Origin of the sequence: Flavobacterium johnsoniae, from assembly GCF_030388325.1 — a bacterium.
GTDB classification, from domain to species: Bacteria; Bacteroidota; Bacteroidia; order Flavobacteriales; family Flavobacteriaceae; genus Flavobacterium; species Flavobacterium johnsoniae_C.
On record NZ_CP103794.1, the window covers coordinates 197413 to 214165 of the forward strand.

The 16753-nt window shown below is 32.2% G+C and carries 17 protein-coding genes; 11 read left to right on the top strand and 6 right to left on the bottom strand.

What is annotated here, in order from left to right:
* Window positions 1-37: 37 nt before the first annotated feature.
* The 3 genes from dapB (at window position 38) to NYQ10_RS00955 (ending at window position 3091) form a co-directional block, all read left to right on the top strand.
* Window positions 38-739 (top strand): 4-hydroxy-tetrahydrodipicolinate reductase, encoded by a 702-nt coding sequence (gene dapB / locus NYQ10_RS00945; protein ID WP_276172259.1) that lies wholly within the window; start codon window positions 38-40, stop codon window positions 737-739.
* 55 nt (window positions 740-794) lie between these two features.
* Window positions 795-2375, top strand: coding sequence for a signal peptidase I (gene lepB / locus NYQ10_RS00950; RefSeq protein ID WP_289878515.1), 1581 nt, complete (start codon window positions 795-797; stop codon window positions 2373-2375).
* A gap of 101 nt (window positions 2376-2476) precedes the next feature.
* Window positions 2477-3091, top strand: a complete 615-nt coding sequence (locus NYQ10_RS00955) for a WbqC family protein (protein ID WP_289878516.1) — start codon at window positions 2477-2479, stop codon at window positions 3089-3091.
* A gap of 89 nt (window positions 3092-3180) precedes the next feature.
* Here NYQ10_RS00955 and NYQ10_RS00960 read toward each other — a convergent pair whose 3' ends face one another.
* The 6 genes from NYQ10_RS00960 to NYQ10_RS00985 all read right to left on the bottom strand — a co-directional run bounded on the left by NYQ10_RS00960 (window position 3181) and on the right by NYQ10_RS00985 (window position 9430).
* A complete protein-coding gene (locus tag NYQ10_RS00960) occupies window positions 3181-4197 on the bottom strand; it encodes an endonuclease/exonuclease/phosphatase family protein (protein ID WP_289880989.1) in 1017 nt (338 codons plus the stop codon).
* A gap of 45 nt (window positions 4198-4242) precedes the next feature.
* Window positions 4243-5106, bottom strand: coding sequence for a rhomboid family intramembrane serine protease (locus tag NYQ10_RS00965; protein ID WP_289878517.1), 864 nt, complete (start codon window positions 5104-5106; stop codon window positions 4243-4245).
* 44 nt (window positions 5107-5150) lie between these two features.
* Entirely contained in the window at window positions 5151-5900 is a 750-nt protein-coding gene (locus NYQ10_RS00970; protein ID WP_276172255.1) for a rhomboid family intramembrane serine protease, read from the bottom strand.
* Window positions 5897-7831 (bottom strand): DNA mismatch repair endonuclease MutL, encoded by a 1935-nt coding sequence (mutL, locus tag NYQ10_RS00975; protein ID WP_289878518.1) that lies wholly within the window; start codon window positions 7829-7831, stop codon window positions 5897-5899. The genes NYQ10_RS00970 and mutL overlap by 4 nt, the downstream gene beginning before the upstream one ends.
* Window positions 7832-7996: 165 nt before the next feature.
* Window positions 7997-8569 carry a 6,7-dimethyl-8-ribityllumazine synthase gene (ribH, locus tag NYQ10_RS00980; protein ID WP_276172253.1) on the bottom strand — a complete coding sequence of 191 codons (573 nt, stop codon included), beginning with the start codon at window positions 8567-8569 and terminating at the stop codon, window positions 7997-7999.
* An 81-nt stretch (window positions 8570-8650) separates the two neighbouring features.
* On the bottom strand, window positions 8651-9430 hold the full coding sequence (locus tag NYQ10_RS00985; RefSeq protein WP_289878519.1) for a tetratricopeptide repeat protein: 780 nt from the start codon (window positions 9428-9430) through the stop codon (window positions 8651-8653).
* A 241-nt stretch (window positions 9431-9671) separates the two neighbouring features.
* Between NYQ10_RS00985 and recF the strand changes: the two genes are divergently transcribed.
* The 8 genes from recF (at window position 9672) to NYQ10_RS01025 (ending at window position 16694) form a co-directional block, all read left to right on the top strand.
* A complete protein-coding gene (gene recF, locus NYQ10_RS00990; RefSeq protein ID WP_289878520.1) occupies window positions 9672-10751 on the top strand; it encodes a DNA replication/repair protein RecF in 1080 nt (359 codons plus the stop codon).
* Window positions 10752-10874: 123 nt separating this feature from the next.
* Window positions 10875-11552, top strand: coding sequence for a DUF2461 domain-containing protein (locus NYQ10_RS00995; RefSeq protein WP_289878521.1), 678 nt, complete (start codon window positions 10875-10877; stop codon window positions 11550-11552).
* A 99-nt stretch (window positions 11553-11651) separates the two neighbouring features.
* Window positions 11652-12710: a glycosyltransferase gene (locus tag NYQ10_RS01000; RefSeq protein ID WP_289878522.1), complete on the top strand. Its 1059-nt coding sequence runs from the start codon at window positions 11652-11654 to the stop codon at window positions 12708-12710.
* A gap of 3 nt (window positions 12711-12713) precedes the next feature.
* Window positions 12714-13136 carry a hypothetical protein gene (locus NYQ10_RS01005; RefSeq protein WP_289878523.1) on the top strand — a complete coding sequence of 141 codons (423 nt, stop codon included), beginning with the start codon at window positions 12714-12716 and terminating at the stop codon, window positions 13134-13136.
* A 121-nt stretch (window positions 13137-13257) separates the two neighbouring features.
* Window positions 13258-14271: a UDP-N-acetylmuramate dehydrogenase gene (murB, locus tag NYQ10_RS01010; protein WP_289878524.1), complete on the top strand. Its 1014-nt coding sequence runs from the start codon at window positions 13258-13260 to the stop codon at window positions 14269-14271.
* 73 nt (window positions 14272-14344) lie between these two features.
* Entirely contained in the window at window positions 14345-14959 is a 615-nt protein-coding gene (locus tag NYQ10_RS01015) for an FMN-binding negative transcriptional regulator (RefSeq protein ID WP_289878525.1), read from the top strand.
* 86 nt (window positions 14960-15045) lie between these two features.
* Entirely contained in the window at window positions 15046-16152 is a 1107-nt protein-coding gene (locus tag NYQ10_RS01020) for a glycosyltransferase (protein WP_276172246.1), read from the top strand.
* The gene (locus NYQ10_RS01025) at window positions 16143-16694 is read left to right on the top strand and encodes an RNA polymerase sigma factor (RefSeq protein WP_289878526.1); all 552 of its coding nucleotides are present in this window, start codon (window positions 16143-16145) and stop codon (window positions 16692-16694) included. Before NYQ10_RS01020 ends, NYQ10_RS01025 begins: the two co-directional genes overlap by 10 nt.
* Window positions 16695-16753 lie beyond the last annotated feature (59 nt).

The window sequence follows — 16753 nt, forward strand, 5'->3', positions numbered from 1 at the left end:
TTTAATTCTATTTAAAAAAATCAAAAAAATAATCATAATGAAAATTGCGCTTTTAGGATACGGAAAAATGGGTAAAGTGATCGAAAGAATTGCTTTAGAAAGAGGTCATGAAATAGTTTTAAAGAAAGATGAATTCAATACTTATGACGGGCTTTCAACAGCAGATGTTGCCATTGATTTTAGCGTTCCTTCAGCAGCAGTAAGCAATATTTCTGCTTGTTTCAATTCTAACGTTCCAGTAGTTTCTGGAACAACAGGATGGCTAGAACATTACGACGAAATGATTGCTCTTTGCAATGAGAAAAAAGGTGGTTTTATTTCTAGTTCAAACTTCAGTTTAGGAGTAAATATTTTCTTTGGATTGAATGAATATTTGGCTAAAATCATGAATCAATTTGATTCTTACAAAGTTTCAATGGAAGAAATTCACCACATCCATAAATTGGATGCACCAAGCGGAACAGCAATTTCTTTAGCTCAAGGAGTTATCCAGAACAGTAATTATGCTGAATGGACTATGGAAGAAGCAAAAAACAATCAAATTCATATTGAAGCAAAAAGAATTGGAGAAGTTCCAGGCACTCACACAGTAAACTACGATTCAGTTATTGACAGCATCGAAATTAAACATACTGCTCACAATCGTGAAGGTTTTGCTCTTGGAGCCGTTATCGCTGCAGAATGGCTTGCTGGAAAACAAGGAATTTTCACTATGAAAGATGTATTAAATTTACAATAATTGAATAAAATTCAGAATTGATTCAATCTGAATTTAAAATTTAAAATACAATATTATGACACTTTACTCTTGGTTCGTATTTTTCTTAGCTGTCCAAATAATTCATTTTCTTGGTACTTGGAAATTGTATCAAGCTGCAGGAAGAAAAAGCTGGGAAGCAGCAATTCCTGTATACAATTCTATAGTTTTGATGAAAATGATCGGACGCCCAACTTGGTGGACTTTGCTACTTTTTATCCCAATTATCAATCTAATAATGTTTCCAGTTGTATGGGTAGAAACTTTAAGAACATTCAATAAAAGATCAACATTAGATACGATTTTAGGTCTTTTTACTTTAGGTTTTTATATCTATTATGTAAATTATACACAAAAATTAGAGTATCGTTCAGAACGTCAATTAACGCCAGAAAACAAAACTGCAGACACAATCAGCTCATTGCTTTTTGCTATAATTGTTGCTACTTTAGTACACACTTATGTTGTACAGCCTTATACAATTCCGACATCATCTTTAGAAAAATCATTATTAATTGGTGATTTCTTATTTGTGAGTAAAATAAATTACGGTCCAAGAGTTCCGATGACAACCGTTGCCTTACCAATGGTTCACGACTCTATTCCTTTAACAAAGAAAAAATCTTACTTAAGCTGGCCACAATTACCTTATTTCAGATTACCTGCAATTGAGAAGATAAAACGATGCGATATAGTTGTTTTTAACTGGCCTGTAGATACTGTTCATTATTTCTTTGAACCAAAAGGAAGACCAGGTGTTATCAAACCTATTGACAAGAAATCAAATTATGTAAAAAGATGCGTTGGTATTCCGGGAGACAGTTTATCAATAAAAGATGGTTATGTTTTCATTAATGGTAAAAAATTAATTTTACCAGAAAGAGCTAAACCACAGTTTTCTTATGCAGTTGCTTTAGACCAAAAAACGCCAATTGACCTTGAAACAATAATTAAAGAATTAGATGTTACAGACGGTTATGGTTTTAGAATTGAAGCTGATTCACTAGGCAATAGAGTTCAAAAAAGAGACACTCTTTATTTCGGTTCATTAACAGAAGCTGGAGCAGAAAGATTCAAAAATACTCCTGGCGTTACTGCTGTAGTCAGAAAGATTGACAAAGGAAATGACAATGCGATTTTTCCTCATATAGACAAATGGAGTCAGGACAATATGGGACCAATTTATATCCCTGAAGCTGGAAAAACGGTTGCATTAAATAACGTATCACTTCCTTTCTACAAAGAAATTATTACAAATTATGAAGGAAATAAATTAACGATTGAGGGTTCAAAATTCTTAATTAATGGAAAACCTGCAACCACATACACCTTCAAACAAAACTATTACTGGATGATGGGAGATAACCGTCATAACTCTGAAGACAGCCGTTATTGGGGTTACGTTCCAGAAAATCATATTGTTGGAAAACCAGTTTTTATCTGGATGAGCTGGGACACTAACGGAAAAGGCATCAACAAAATACGTTGGAACAGAGTCTTTACAACTGTAGACGGCGAAGGTCAACCGCAATCCTACTTTAAATATTTCCTAATAGTTCTTGCCTTATATTTTTTGGGAGATTTTATTTGGAAAAAAAGAAGAGAAAATAAAGCATAATTAAAAAAGAGTTATTTTTGTTTCAGGTTTCAAGTTTCAAGTTTTACGTTCTCGCAAAACTTGAAATTTGAAACCTGAAACTTTTAAACAAAAATAAAAACATGAATTCCTTAATACTTCCAACTTATTTTCCATCAATTAGTCATTTTGCTGTAATTGCACAATCTGACAGCATTACTTTTGAAATGGAAGATAATTTTCAGAAACAGACTAATAGAAACAGAACTTACATCTATAGTCCAAACGGAATTCAGTTATTAAATATCCCTGTTAAGCACTCAAAAGAAGCACATCAAAAGACAAAAGACATTTTGATAGAAAATGAATTTGATTGGCAGAAACAGCATTTTAAATCGCTTGAAGCAGCATATAGAAGCTCTCCTTTCTTTGAATATTTTGAAGATGACTTATTGCCTATTTTCGAGAAAAAACACACTTTTTTGATGGATTTAAATTTCGAAGTTTTAGACATCGTAACTAAATGCTTGCGTATGAAATTTGAGTTTGGAAAAACCACAGAATATTTCCACGAAACACCCAATTTTGCTGATTTCAGGTATTTAGCAAATGGAAAAAAAGATACCAATTCTTTCGAAAAATATACTCAGGTTTTTGATGACAAACATGGTTTCATCAACAATTTAAGTGTTTTAGATTTACTTTTCAATGAAGGTAAATTTGCAGTAGATTATTTAAAAACCCAGAAAATAATTTAAATTGTGAGTTGTAAATTGTGAGTAGTAAATTATAAATTAACAACTTTCAACTTTCAACTTTTGACTTTTGACTTTTGACTAAAAAAAAATCATTCCATTGAAAGCCTTGTCATAATTGGATAATGATCTGAATTTTCAAAATCTGAAAAACTTTCAAACTCCTTTACTTTCATTTTACTGTCTGTAAAAATATAGTCAATTCTGGCAGGATAATATTTAAATTTATAAGTAGCTCCAAAACCTCCGCCCGCTTCTTCAAAGGCATCTTTTAGTTTTCCTTTAATATTTCTATAAACATAAGAAAAAGGACTATTATTCATATCTCCACAGATAATCATTGGAGTTTTGCATTTTTTGATATGCTCTTTAAAAATCTCGGCTTGCTCTTGCTGCTGAGAAAAACCTTTGCTGATTCTAGCATAAATACGTTGCGACTTCTTCTGATTTACATTATCAATATCATCTGAAATTTCGCTGACATCTGGAGAAATTTTAATGGATTGCAAGTGCATATTATAAACTCGAATAATATCTTTTCCGCGTTTAATATCAGCATAAACCACATTGTTATCTGATTTTGGAAAAATAATATTTCCTTGATCAATAATTGGGAATTTTGAAAAAATAGCTTGTCCTGTTTTTACCTTTTTACCATCTATAAAAATATAGCGATGTGGATACACTTTTAAATCAAGATGTGCTGAATTAGAATATTCCTGAATACACAGAATATCTGGATCTTTTTCATCAATAAAAACTTTGATGTTTTCTGGAATATCATCGCGATCTAACCATTTAAAAACATTAAAAAGACGGACATTATAACTCATTACAGAGAAATCTTTCTCGTCTTGAATATATTGTTTGGCAGAAAATTTATAAAACTTATTAATAAAAGTAATTCCGATTAATAAAACCAGCCCAGACAAAATAAGACGTTTTTTAAACTGAATTGCCCAATAAACAAAGAAGAGTCCATTTGCCACAAAAAAGGCAGGCATAAACAGCGTAAGCACCGATAAAAGCGGAAAACTTTTAGGTGCTAAAAAAGGCAGAATATAAATACTAAATGTAAGCACAGTTAGCACTATATTCAAAAAGAACATTATTTTATTAAACCAAGAAAGGTTCTTCATATTATTTCCTACAAGTTATTTTCCAGCCTTAAATAAAAACTCTTTTTCTTCTTTCGTCAGGCAATCATATCCCGATTGGCTGATTTTATCTAGAATCTCATCAATTTGCTGTTGCGTTTTGTCTTTGGTGACAATTCTTGATGTCGTTTTTTCTGTAGGTTTCTTGTAATTCTTATGAACTTTTGTGAATGGGGTTGTAGGAGATTTTCTAAAGAGATTGGCAAAGAAATCTAAAGTTTTAGAAACAATTTTACTTAAATCTGTTCCGTTTTCAAGCAACTTAATATAGGCAAATCCGAAAGAAGCGCCTGCAAGATGCGAAATATGACCTCCCATATTTCCAGAACGCAGTTGCACCAAATCCAGAACAAGAATTACAGCCGTTATATGCCATAGTTTTACATTTCCGAACAAGAACAAACGAACATCCATTAATGGAGAATATGTCGTAGAAGCAACTAGAATTGCCATTATTGCCGCAGAAGCACCAACTATGGAGCCGTAGATATTAGAAAAATAAAAACTTAAAGCAAAAACTACTCCTGCAAAAAGCGCACTTAAAATATACAAACCTAAATATTGTTTCTGAGTAAAAAACGTCAAAAACAAATTACTTGCAAAATTCAAAACCATCATATTGAATAACAAATGCCAGAAATCGAAATGAAAAAAAGCATATGTCAAAAATGTCCAAGGCTTGAACATGAAAACTTGAGGATCTGACGACAAAGCCAACCAATTTGGATAATCGAATGCTCCAACAAATTTTGGCCAGAAAAAAAGTAAAGAAATTATAAAACAAGCTACATTCCAATAAATCATGCGCATTGCTATACCACCCAATCTATATTGAAGTTTTAAATCATCAAGAATATTCATAAAGTCTTCTTTTACTTTTTAAAATTAATTATTAAAGTTAAAAATTAATTCCATCGATTGTTATTAAACTGATTTTTTTTCCAGTACAACATCATTAAAAACCCAGCAATTGCTCCTCCAATATGAGCAAAATGGGCAATTCCTGTTCCTCCACCTCCAAATAAAGAGGTTCCTTTGAAACCAAAAAACAAATCTATTGCTAAAATTCCAGGAACAAAATATTTTGCTTTTATAGGAACTGGAATAAACATTAAAGCTAATTCAGCATTTGGAAACATAAAAGCAAAAGCAGTAAGCAGACCATAAATAGCCCCTGAAGCTCCGACTACAGTACCAATATAAGCACTAGTAAAGCCATTAAATTGAGAAACCGAAACCAGATTCTGCCATCTTGTATCAATTTTTCCCTCAGACAAAAGTTTTAAAATCTCAGCCTTTTGAAATCCATTTGCCATTAAGGTATTTAAAGTATCTTGAAAAAAGTAATAATTGACAGCAGTATGAAGTAAAGCTGATCCTAATCCGCAAGAAATATAAAAAAAGAGGAACTTTTTACCGCCCCAAAAATGTTCTAGCGCAGATCCAAAAGAAACCATTGCAAACATATTAAAAGCAATGTGCATTATTCCGCCATGCATGAACATATGCGTTATAGGCTGCCATGCTTTAAAATTTGGATTTTCAGGAAAAAACATCGCCAGATATTCATACGAAACTGGAACCAATTGAGATCCAATAAAAAATATAATATTAATAATAAGCAGTTGTTTAACAACCGGAGTCATATTCATCATAAGGCAAACTTTTTATCTATATCTTCCACACGCATAGTGATGAAAGTTGGTTTTTGAAAAGGTGAAATATTTGGATCTTTGCAAGCAAACAAACCGTTTACTAAATTATCTTGTTCTTTTTCGGTTAAATAAGATCCTGTTTTAACCGCTAAACTTTTCGCCATCGATTTGGCAATCGTATCATTTTGACTGTAACTGCTTGCTGGAATTCCGTCTTGCAAGTCACTCAACAATTGTTCTATTACTAGAGAAACTTCGCTTTCTGTAATATTTACAGGAATTCCCGAAACTACAATATGATCAGTTTTACTTTCATCAAAGACAAAACCTGTTGTTTCTAATGAAGGTTTTAATTCTTCAATCAATTTCATTTCGGTTGCCGAATAAAATAAATCTAACGGAAAAAGCAATTGCTGGCTCGACGCTTGATTAACCGTCATATTCAACAAAAATTGTTCGTACAAAATTCGTTGATGCGCACGTTGCTGATCAACAATAACCATTCCCGATTTTATTGGTGAAACAATGTATTTTTTATGAATTTGATATGTTTTTTGTGGCGATTGTTCTACTTCGTCATCATTAAACAAAGAAGAAGTAACTTCTTCATTTTCGAATGTAAAAGGTGAACTTTCTATCGTTTCAGGATTTTCTGTATCCAAACCAACATATAAACTTTCCCAACTTGCAGTCGGTTCTACACGTTTGGAATATCCCGAATATGAAGACCCCGAATAAGACGAACCTGACGAAGAGGAAGAAGAACCTGAACTATAACTATTTCCAGAGCTAGATTTTGCATAATGCTGATTAGTCTTATCATCCGTAAAAGGATTAAAAGTTCCATCTACTTGAATAGTTGGCGTTTCTGCTTCCATATCTTTATAATGATATGGCGTATCCAAATTAGCATCTCGATCAAAATCTAAAACTGGAGCAACATTAAATTGCCCCAAACTATGTTTGATTGAAGCTCTTAAAATTGCATACAGAGCCGATTCGTCATCAAACTTAATTTCTGTTTTCGTCGGATGTATATTGATATCAATTGTGTTTGGCGGAACTTGCAAATACAAGAAATAACTTGGCTGAGAACCATCTTTCAATAAGCCGTCGTAAGCAGCCATTACCGCATGATGCAAGTAACCGCTTTTTATAAAACGATCGTTTACAAAAAAGAACTGTTCTCCTCTATTTTTCTTTGCAAATTCTGGTTTACAAACAAAACCTTGAATACTTATAATATCTGTTTCTTCACTTACAGGCACTAATTTCTCATTGGTTTTACCAGACATAATTCCCACAATTCTCTGGCGATATCCAGCCGCTGGAAGATTATATAATTCACTTCCGTTATGATAAAAACTAAAATGAATATTTGGATGCGCCAATGCCACACGTTGAAATTCATCCATAACGTGACGAAATTCGACTGTATCTGATTTCAAGAAATTTCGACGAGCAGGAATATTAAAAAACAAATTTTTAACCGCAAATGAAGTTCCTTTTGGCAAAACCGCTACTTCTTGCGAAACAAATTTACTTCCTTCGATAACAATGTGCGTTCCGAGTTCGTCCTGATCTTGTTTGGTTTTCATTTCCATGTGCGCAATCGCCGCAATAGAAGCCAAAGCTTCTCCACGAAAACCCTTCGTTCCAAGCGAAAACAAATCTTCTGCCTGACGAATTTTTGAGGTTGCATGACGCGCAAAACACAAACGTGCATCTGTAACGGTCATTCCGACACCATTATCTATAACTTGAACCAAAGATTTACCAGCATCTTTGATGATCAATTTAATATCAGTTGCTTTTGCATCAACAGCGTTTTCTAACAATTCTTTTACTACAGAAGCTGGTCTTTGAACCACTTCTCCAGCAGCAATTTGGTTAGCAACGTGATCAGGAAGCAATTGAATAATACTCGACATTAAGCAAAAAAAGTTTTAAAGATTAGTTTAGGTTTTAGAAACCAAGAAGTACAAATTTAGTAAATTTTGATTGGCTTTCAGAATAAGAATAATCATAAAAAAAACAAAAAAACCTATACCGTTATGACACAGTATAGGTTTTAATATTTTTAAAACAAATGTGTTTTATTCGTTCTCTATTTTTCTTGGAGAATCTTCAATTTGAAGCGCCCCTGAAGTTAATAACGGCTGATTGTAAGCATGTGCTATTGAAGCTTGCTGACGAATATAAGCCATTTTAATTGCTGCAATTGCCGCCTCAGTTCCTTTGTTTCCGTGAACACCGCCACTTCTGTCAATCGACTGCTGCATGTTGTTGTCTGTTAAAACACAGAAAATAACGGGAATATCTGTTTGAACATTTAAGTCTTTTATTCCTTGTGTTACGCCTTCGCAAACAAAATCAAAATGTTTCGTTTGTCCTTGAATAACGCATCCAATTACGATAACCGCATCAACATTTTGTGTTTGAAGCATTTTTTTTGCTCCGTAAATTAACTCGAAACTTCCTGGAACATTCCAGCGGATAATTTGCTGAGCAGGAACTTCGCAATCAATTAATGCATCAAATGCACCATTGTAAAGTCCTTCTGTTATAGTATCATTCCATTCAGAAACAACAATCCCAAATCGAAAGTCTTTCGCATTTGGGATTGTGTTTTTATCGTATTCTGATAGATTTTTATTTTCAGTAGCCATCTGTAATATTTTAGATTTTTGATTTTAGAATATAGATTCGTAACTACAAATCTACAATCTTAAATCTAAAGTCTAAAATTTTTATTGTGCTAATCCAATCAAAGCATCAACTGATGCTGCTTCTGGTGCAGTATCGTAATTGTCTTTGATATCATTTAAATATTTCAAAGCATCTTCTTTCTGACCTAAAGCTAAAGCAGTTTTAGCCGCTTTTAATAAGAAACGAGGCGTTGTAAAATCATTTTTATTAGATTCAGCAGCTTTTACATAAAAATCTAAAGCTTCTTTTTGCTGATTTTTTTGAGAATAAGCATCACCCGTTGCACCTTTAGCTAAAGCGCTTAAGATTACGTCTTCAGATTTAAATTCACCTAAATATTTAATTGCCTCATCGTATTTACCTGTATTCAAGTAAGCGATACCAGCATAGTAGTTTGCTAAATTTCCTGCATCTGTTCCAGAATATTCGTCTGCGATTTTGATAAATCCGAATTTACCTTCTGAACCATTTAATGATAATTTGAACAATGAATCGCTAGAAACACCATTTACAGCTTTTTCAAAGTTTTGTTGCGCAACAAACATTTCACTTGCAGCTTCTTCTTGTTTCGGATTAGCAATAAATCTTTGGTAAGCCAAATATCCAATTGTAACAACAGCAAAACCAGCCACTAAACCAATAATGATTTTTTGATTTTTAGCCACCCAATCCTCAGTTTTTGAAGCTGTCTCATCTAGTTTTGAGAAAACACTAGCTGTTGTGCTGTCTTTTTCGTCAATAACCACTTGTTGTTCTTCAGTAACCTCTTTTACTTCCTTCTCTTTTGGTGTCTTATATCCTCTTTTATTGTAAGTTGCCATTTAAAATTTATTTAGTGAACGGCAAAAATAAAATTTTTCTTGAAACTGAGGTAAAAAATTTCAATTTTATCACTTATTTAAAGGAATTATTTTTGTTATTCGTTTTTCCTTTCGCGAAAGCGCTAAAATAAATGAGCCGAGAATTGCTCTAAAGCCAATTATATCGATATTTTTCGGTAATTTGCACCCTCAAATTTTTACTGGTTCAAATCAGTAAATTTTATCTATTGAGTTCCAAAAAATGCATTTAAACAAGATATCTTTATTCAATTATAAAAACTTTTCTGAAGCGAGTTTTGATTTCGACATCAAAATCAACTGTTTTGTGGGAAAAAATGGTATTGGAAAAACCAATGTGCTCGATGCTATTTATCATTTGGCATACGGAAAAAGTTATTTTAATCCGTTGGCTATTCAAAACATCAAACATGGCGAAGAGTTTTTTGTAATTGATGCTGAACTGGAGAAAAATGAAAGAGCGGAGCAAATTGTTTGCAGTTTAAAAAAAGGACAAAAAAAGGTTCTGAAGCGAAATGGAAAAGCTTACGATAAATTCTCAGATCATATTGGTTTTATTCCGTTAGTTATTATTTCGCCCGCCGATAGAGATTTAATTGTAGAAGGCAGCGAAACCCGTCGCAAATTTATGGACAGCGTTATTTCGCAATTAGACGCTAATTATCTTCACGAATTAATAGCGTATCAAAAGGTCATTACGCAGCGAAATGCCCTTTTAAAATATTTTGCTTTGAATCATGTTTTTGACAACGACACCTTATCTATATATAATGAGCAATTGCAAGGTTACGGAAATTCGATTTTTGAAAAACGAAAAGAATTCTTGGAACAATTTATACCTATATTTAATAGACATCATCAAGCGATAACGGGATCTGAAGAAAGTGTACAATTGGTTTACGAAAGCCATCTGTTCGAAAAAGATCTTTTAACGCTTTTACAGGAAAACATCAATAAGGATCGTGCGCTTCAATATACATCGGTTGGAATTCATAAAGATGATTTGTCTTTTGAAATTGATTCGCATCCGATAAAAAAATTCGGATCGCAAGGACAGCAGAAATCTTTTTTGATTGCGTTGAAATTGGCTCAATTCGAATTTCTAAAAAAACAAAGCGGTGTAAAACCAATTCTCTTATTTGATGATATTTTTGATAAATTGGACGAAACTCGCGTTGCCAAAATTGTAGAAATGGTAAATAGCGAAACATTTGGACAGCTTTTTATTTCAGACACACATCCAGAAAGAACCGAAGCGATTGTAAAATCGACACATCAGAGTTATAAAATATTTAATTTGTGATTTTTTTGATGAATGAAAATTGATATAATTTGTATCAGTTTTCAGTATTAATTCAAAAATAGAAATCACTAAATTAGCCTGAATTAAATTAAAAAATAACGGCAATAAATATAAATTAAGGATATGCTAACGAAAGAATCATTGCAATTTTTAGACGATTTAAAAAGAAACAACAATAGAGAATGGTTTCAGGAAAATAAAAAACGATATGAAGTTTTCAAGAAAGACTATCATCAATTGGTAAGTGATTTTTTGGATGCAATGAAACCACTCGATCCTTCATTAGAATTACTTGAAATTAAAGATTGTACCTTTAGAATTAATCGCGACATTCGTTTTTCTAAAGACAAATCTCCGTACAAAGCACATTTGGGCGTTTGGCTTTCTGCTGGCGCGAAAGGAGCAAATCGCTCAGGATATTATGTTCACATCGAAAAAGGCGCAAGTTTTATTGCTGGCGGATTTTATTCGCCAGAAGCGGAAGATTTGAAAAAAGTACGTAAAGAAATTGCTTTTTTCTATGATGATTTACAAGAAATCTTAAATGATAAAAACTTCAAAAAAGAATTCGGAAACTTAGATATCAATGAGAATAATTCTCTAAAAAGCATGCCTCGCGGTTACGAAAAAGACCATCCAGCAATCGAGTTTTTAAAATTGAAAAGCTTCACCGCAACGCAAGTTTATGACATTTCTGAAGTAACGAAGAAAGATTTTGTAAAGAAAATGAGCGAGAAACTTATTTTGCTTAAACCTCTAAATCACTTTATAAATCGCGCTTTAGAAACTGAAGAATTTTAATTTTATTTGCCACAGATTAAAAAGATTGTCACAGATTATTTTTCTCAACAGCAAAAATCCATTCAATCTTTTTAATCTGTGGCAAAAAATAATAACCGAATGAAAAGAAAAATACTTTTTCTTGGAGAATCTTATCGCGCCGACGCCATAACTTGGATGAAAGGTTTGAAGGAATTTGGCGATTTCGAAATTATTACCTGGGAACTTCAAACACCAAACAATTCCAAAATCAATAGATTCAAACGCATTTTAGAGTATCTTTTCTCTCCTTTTGCCATTCGAAAAATAATTAAAAAAGAAAAACCAGATATGGTTATTGCAGAAAGAACCACAAGCTACGGTTTTCTTGCTGCCTTATCTGGATCTAAAACAATTGCGATTGCTCAACAAGGACGAACCGATTTATGGCCTGAAGGTTCTGTTTTATATCCTTTAAAAAAATTCATTCAGAAATATGCTTTTAAAAAAGCGCATTTAATTCACGCGTGGGGACCTGTCATGGCAATCCACATGAAAGCAACTGGAGTTGATATGAGTAAAGTTCTGGTTCTCCCAAAAGGAATTGATTTATCGATTTTCGCTCCATCAACGAACAATTCAAACAAAATTGAAGCGATTGTAACACGCTCTTTAATGCCTGAATATCGACACGATTCTATTTTAAAAGCTTTCGCAATTTTACATCAAAAAGAAATCGATTTTTCTTTAAACATTGTTGGCGACGGAACAAGATTGCAACATTTAAAAGATTTAGCAAAAGATCTTCAAATAGAAAAAAAAGTCATTTTTACAGGAAGAATTCCGAATACAGAACTTCCTAAATTGTTACAAGAATCGAATATTTACATCAGTATGCCCATTACCGAAGGCGTTTCGGCATCTTTATTTGAAGCAATGGCTTGCAATTGTTACCCTGTAGTTTCTGATATTCCTGGAAATCAAAGCTGGATTACGCATCGAAAAAATGGTCAATTAATTGAAATTGATAATATAGAAATGCTAGCCGAAGAATTAATCTGGTCTTTTGAAAATCCAGAATTTCGAAATCAAGCTATTATTCAAAACAGAAAATTTGTGGAAGAAAATGCGAATTACGATATTAATATGAAAGTTATTTCAGAGAAGTATCATACAATATTGAATAGAAATTCAAATTAGAGAATGGAAAAAATATTATCAATTACATCTTTATTAGTAGCTTTTGGATATATATTCTATTTGCTATCGGGGAAAGATTTAAATCCGAAAAAATTCAGATATAATGAACTTTTTGAGAACAGTAAATTTATAAAACACTTTGTTTTTTTCCTCATCTTTTTTGCTATTGGTATTTTTAGATTCTATTCAAATCCAATGGAAATATATTATACGGCTCCATTAAATTTCATTCTACTAATTACACTTTTCAATCCACTTTTTCGAGCTTTATATAATCGTAATATTATAATTGCAACTCGATGGGACAAACCTCCTAAAGGAAAAAATGGAATAAAAATTTTAGATCGAATAATTGGTGCATTAATTTTAATAATCTCACTTCTCTCTCCTATATTTCTAAGTGCTTTTTTAAAAAAGTATTTTTAATTAAACCTAACACGTTCATAAAACCGATCAAGCTTTTAGAAATACCGAAAAACTTTGCCTTTACGATCAAACCAAAAATTATAATTCATACTTTTGAACTATATTAAAAAGCCTATTATTTATGGAAATTCAATCCAATTTTTCTTTAAAAAAACATAATACTTTCGGCATTGAAGCCACTGCAAAACAATTTGTTGCCGTTCATTCTATTGCTGAATTGAAAACAGTTTTAACAGAAAACAAAAACGAGAAAAAATTCATTTTGGGCGGCGGAAGCAATATGCTTTTAACGAAAAACATTGACGCTTTGGTTATTCATATCGATTTAAAAGGAAAAAAAATCACAAAAGAAGACGACGATTTTGTTTGGGTCGAAAGTCAAGCTGGAGAAACTTGGCACGATTTCGTTCTTTGGACAATTGACAACAATTTTGGCGGATTAGAAAATATGTCGCTAATTCCTGGAAATGTCGGCACAACTCCAATACAAAATATTGGCGCTTACGGAACTGAAATTAAAGACACATTTGTTTCTTGTGAAGCTATGAATATTGCAACTCAGGAAATAAAAACTTTCGACAACGCTGAATGTAATTTTGGCTATCGCGAAAGTATTTTCAAACACGAAGCAAAAGACCAATATATTATTACTTCGGTTATTTTTAAATTGACCAAACGCAATCATAAAATCAATACTTCTTACGGAGATATTTTGGCTGAATTGGTTAAAAATAATATTGCAGAACCAACATTAAAAGATGTTAGTAACGCAGTAATTGCCATTAGACAAAGCAAATTGCCAGATCCGAAAGAACTAGGAAACAGCGGAAGTTTCTTCAAAAATCCGATTTTATTGAAATCTGATTTCGAGAAAATTCATCAGAAATTCCCAGAAATGAAGTTTTATGAAGTTTCAGAAACCGAAGTAAAAGTTCCTGCAGGCTGGCTTATTGAACAAGCTGGTTTTAAAGGAAAACGTTTTGGCGATGCGGGAGTTCATAAAAATCAAGCTTTGGTTTTGGTAAATTACGGAAATGCAACTGGACAGGAAATTTTAGCGGTTTCTAAAGAAGTTCAGAAAACTGTTTTTGAGAAATTCGGAATTCAGATTGAAGCGGAAGTGAATGTGATTTAAAACACAAATTTTACTAATTAGCACAAATTTAATTCGAGGAAATTTGTGAAATTCGTGGCAAACATCAACAATAATGTATACACGAGATTTATACAAAAACGAAAATCAAGAAGAAATCAAAGCTTTTTTAAAAGAGAATAGTTTTGGAATCTTGATTAATCAGACAAACGGAAAATTGTGTGCAACTCATATTCCGATTGAGCTTGAAATTAATTCTGACGGAAAAGAAATTTTACAAGGACATATTTCAAAACTGAATCCGCAAGCAGAAGGTTTTAAAGAGAATGATCAGGTTTTAGCAGTTTTTACTGGTCCGCATAGTTACATTTCTTCTTCTTGGTACGATCACGAAAATGTTCCAACTTGGAATTACATAGCCGTACATGTTTATGGAAAAATTAAAATTGTTGATTACGAAACTTCGGTAGAGCAATTAAAAAAGCTAGTAGACAAATACGAAGCAAATTCTGAAAATCCTGTTAGAGTTGAAGATTTATCGGCAAAAACAATGCGCGAAGCCAGAGGAATATTTGGTTTTGAAATAGAAATTGACGAAATTCAAGCCACAAAAAAACTCTCTCAAAACCGAGACGATCACAATTATAAAAACATTATTACAGAATTAGAAAAGACCGAAAACCCTCAGTCTATAGCTGTTGCAAAAGAAATGTCAAAATGCCGAAAGTAAAATCGGTTTAGCTATTGAATTTAGCGAATTCATAAGTACATTTGCAGTCGCAGAACGTAAAAAATTAATAGAACCAAATAAATCAGATGCTTATATACATATTTTACTTTTTTATTGCTATTGTCGTAGTTCAATTATTTTATTATTTAGGTGTTTTTGGAAAATTTGCTTTTGCAAAACCTCAACATGTAAAACCTAAAAATCTTCCTGTGTCTGTAATTGTGTGCGCTAAAAACGAAGAAGAGAATGTAAAAAAATACATTCCGCTTTTAGCACAGCAAGATTATTCAGATTTTGAAATCGTCTTAATTGACGATGCATCTAGCGATGAAACTCTTGAAGTTTTTGAAGAATTTGAAAAAGAATTCTCCAACATTCGTTTGGTAAAAGTAGAAAATAACGAAGCTTTCTGGGGAAATAAAAAATACGCTTTAACTCTTGGAATTAAAGCAGCAAAAAAAGAGTATTTATTATTTACAGATGCCGATTGTTTTCCGTCTTCTAAAGACTGGATTACTTCTATGACTTCGCAATTTACAATGAATAAAACTATTGTTTTGGGTTACGGAGGTTACGAAAAAGTAGAGCGTTCTTTCTTAAATAAAATCATTCGTTTTGAAACAGTTTTAACTGCTATTCAATATTTTTCTTGGGCAAAAATAGGTTCTCCATATATGGGTGTCGGACGTAATTTGGCTTATAAAAAAGAAGAATTTTTTAATGTAAATGGGTTCATCGATCATATTCAAATTCGTTCTGGCGATGATGATTTATTTATCAATCAGGCGGCAAATAAAACTAATACTACAATTTCTTATACTCCGGAAAGTTTTACTTATTCGAAACCTAAAAAAACATATAAAGAATGGTTTACACAGAAGAGAAGACATATTTCTACGGCAGAACATTATAAGTTTTTTGACAAAATGCAGTTAGGATTATTTTTCCTTTCACAATTATTTTTCTTTTTATTAGTTATAGTTTTATTGGCTTTCCAATTTCAATGGATTGCCGTGTTAGCAATTTTAGCAACTCGTTACACCGTTGTTTGGACAGTAATTGGATGTTCTGCGGGAAAACTGAAAGAAAATGACCTTAAAATTTGGTTTCCAGTTGTCGAGATAGCGCTTATATTAACACAAATTAATATCTTTATAACTAATATCTTTTCAAAACCAGTATATTGGAAATAAATTCTAAAATAGAAAAAGCAAAAAAAGGCGATCAAATCGCCTTTACTTTTTTATTAGATCATTACTGGAATGAGGTGTACTCTTTTATGCTCAAGCGAACCGAAAATGAAACAATCGCAGAGGATATTACAATAGAAACTTTCTCAAAAGCTTTTGACAAAATAGCTTCTTACAATGCCGAATTTCAATTCAACACTTGGCTTATTGCAATAGCAAAAAACGTCTATATTGATTTATTACGAAAAAAGAAAACCAGTCTTTTTATAGAAATAACGGACAATGAAGACCAGCAGGCTTACAATATTGCTGATCCTACTCCATCAGCAGAAGATGCTTTAATTAAAGAACAGAATCTTTCTCGTCTGCTCTTATGCATCAAAGAACTTAAACCACATTATCAAGAAGTAATTCAGCTTCGTTACTTTCAGGAAATGTCTTATCAGGAAATTGCCGTTAAGATTAATGAACCTTTAAGCAGTGTAAAAGTTAAACTTTTACGCGCTAAAAAATTATTAGCAGAAATTATTGAACGTAATAGATAATTTATTATCTTTAGGTAAAGAATAAACTATTCGTATTTTTATTCTTAAAAAAATATATT

Bases quoted from the DNA above. Each gene is read 5' to 3' on its own strand.
- NYQ10_RS01000 (WP_289878522.1), top strand. From the start codon at position 11,652: ATGAAAAGAAAAATACTTTTTCTTGGAGAATCTTATCGCGCCGACGCC.
- NYQ10_RS00970 (WP_276172255.1), bottom strand. From the start codon at position 5,900: ATGATGAATATGACTCCGGTTGTTAAACAACTGCTTATTATTAATATT.
- NYQ10_RS00960 (WP_289880989.1), bottom strand. From the start codon at position 4,197: ATGTTCTTTTTGAATATAGTGCTAACTGTGCTTACATTTAGTATTTAT.
- ribH (WP_276172253.1), bottom strand. From the start codon at position 8,569: ATGGCTACTGAAAATAAAAATCTATCAGAATACGATAAAAACACAATC.
- lepB (WP_289878515.1), top strand. From the start codon at position 795: ATGACACTTTACTCTTGGTTCGTATTTTTCTTAGCTGTCCAAATAATT.
- NYQ10_RS00955 (WP_289878516.1), top strand. From the start codon at position 2,477: ATGAATTCCTTAATACTTCCAACTTATTTTCCATCAATTAGTCATTTT.
- NYQ10_RS00995 (WP_289878521.1), top strand. From the start codon at position 10,875: ATGCTAACGAAAGAATCATTGCAATTTTTAGACGATTTAAAAAGAAAC.
- NYQ10_RS00965 (WP_289878517.1), bottom strand. From the start codon at position 5,106: ATGAATATTCTTGATGATTTAAAACTTCAATATAGATTGGGTGGTATA.
- NYQ10_RS01005 (WP_289878523.1), top strand. From the start codon at position 12,714: ATGGAAAAAATATTATCAATTACATCTTTATTAGTAGCTTTTGGATAT.
- mutL (WP_289878518.1), bottom strand. From the start codon at position 7,831: ATGTCGAGTATTATTCAATTGCTTCCTGATCACGTTGCTAACCAAATT.
- dapB (WP_276172259.1), top strand. From the start codon at position 38: ATGAAAATTGCGCTTTTAGGATACGGAAAAATGGGTAAAGTGATCGAA.
- NYQ10_RS00985 (WP_289878519.1), bottom strand. From the start codon at position 9,430: ATGGCAACTTACAATAAAAGAGGATATAAGACACCAAAAGAGAAGGAA.
- murB (WP_289878524.1), top strand. From the start codon at position 13,258: ATGGAAATTCAATCCAATTTTTCTTTAAAAAAACATAATACTTTCGGC.
- NYQ10_RS01020 (WP_276172246.1), top strand. From the start codon at position 15,046: ATGCTTATATACATATTTTACTTTTTTATTGCTATTGTCGTAGTTCAA.
- NYQ10_RS01015 (WP_289878525.1), top strand. From the start codon at position 14,345: ATGTATACACGAGATTTATACAAAAACGAAAATCAAGAAGAAATCAAA.
- recF (WP_289878520.1), top strand. From the start codon at position 9,672: ATGCATTTAAACAAGATATCTTTATTCAATTATAAAAACTTTTCTGAA.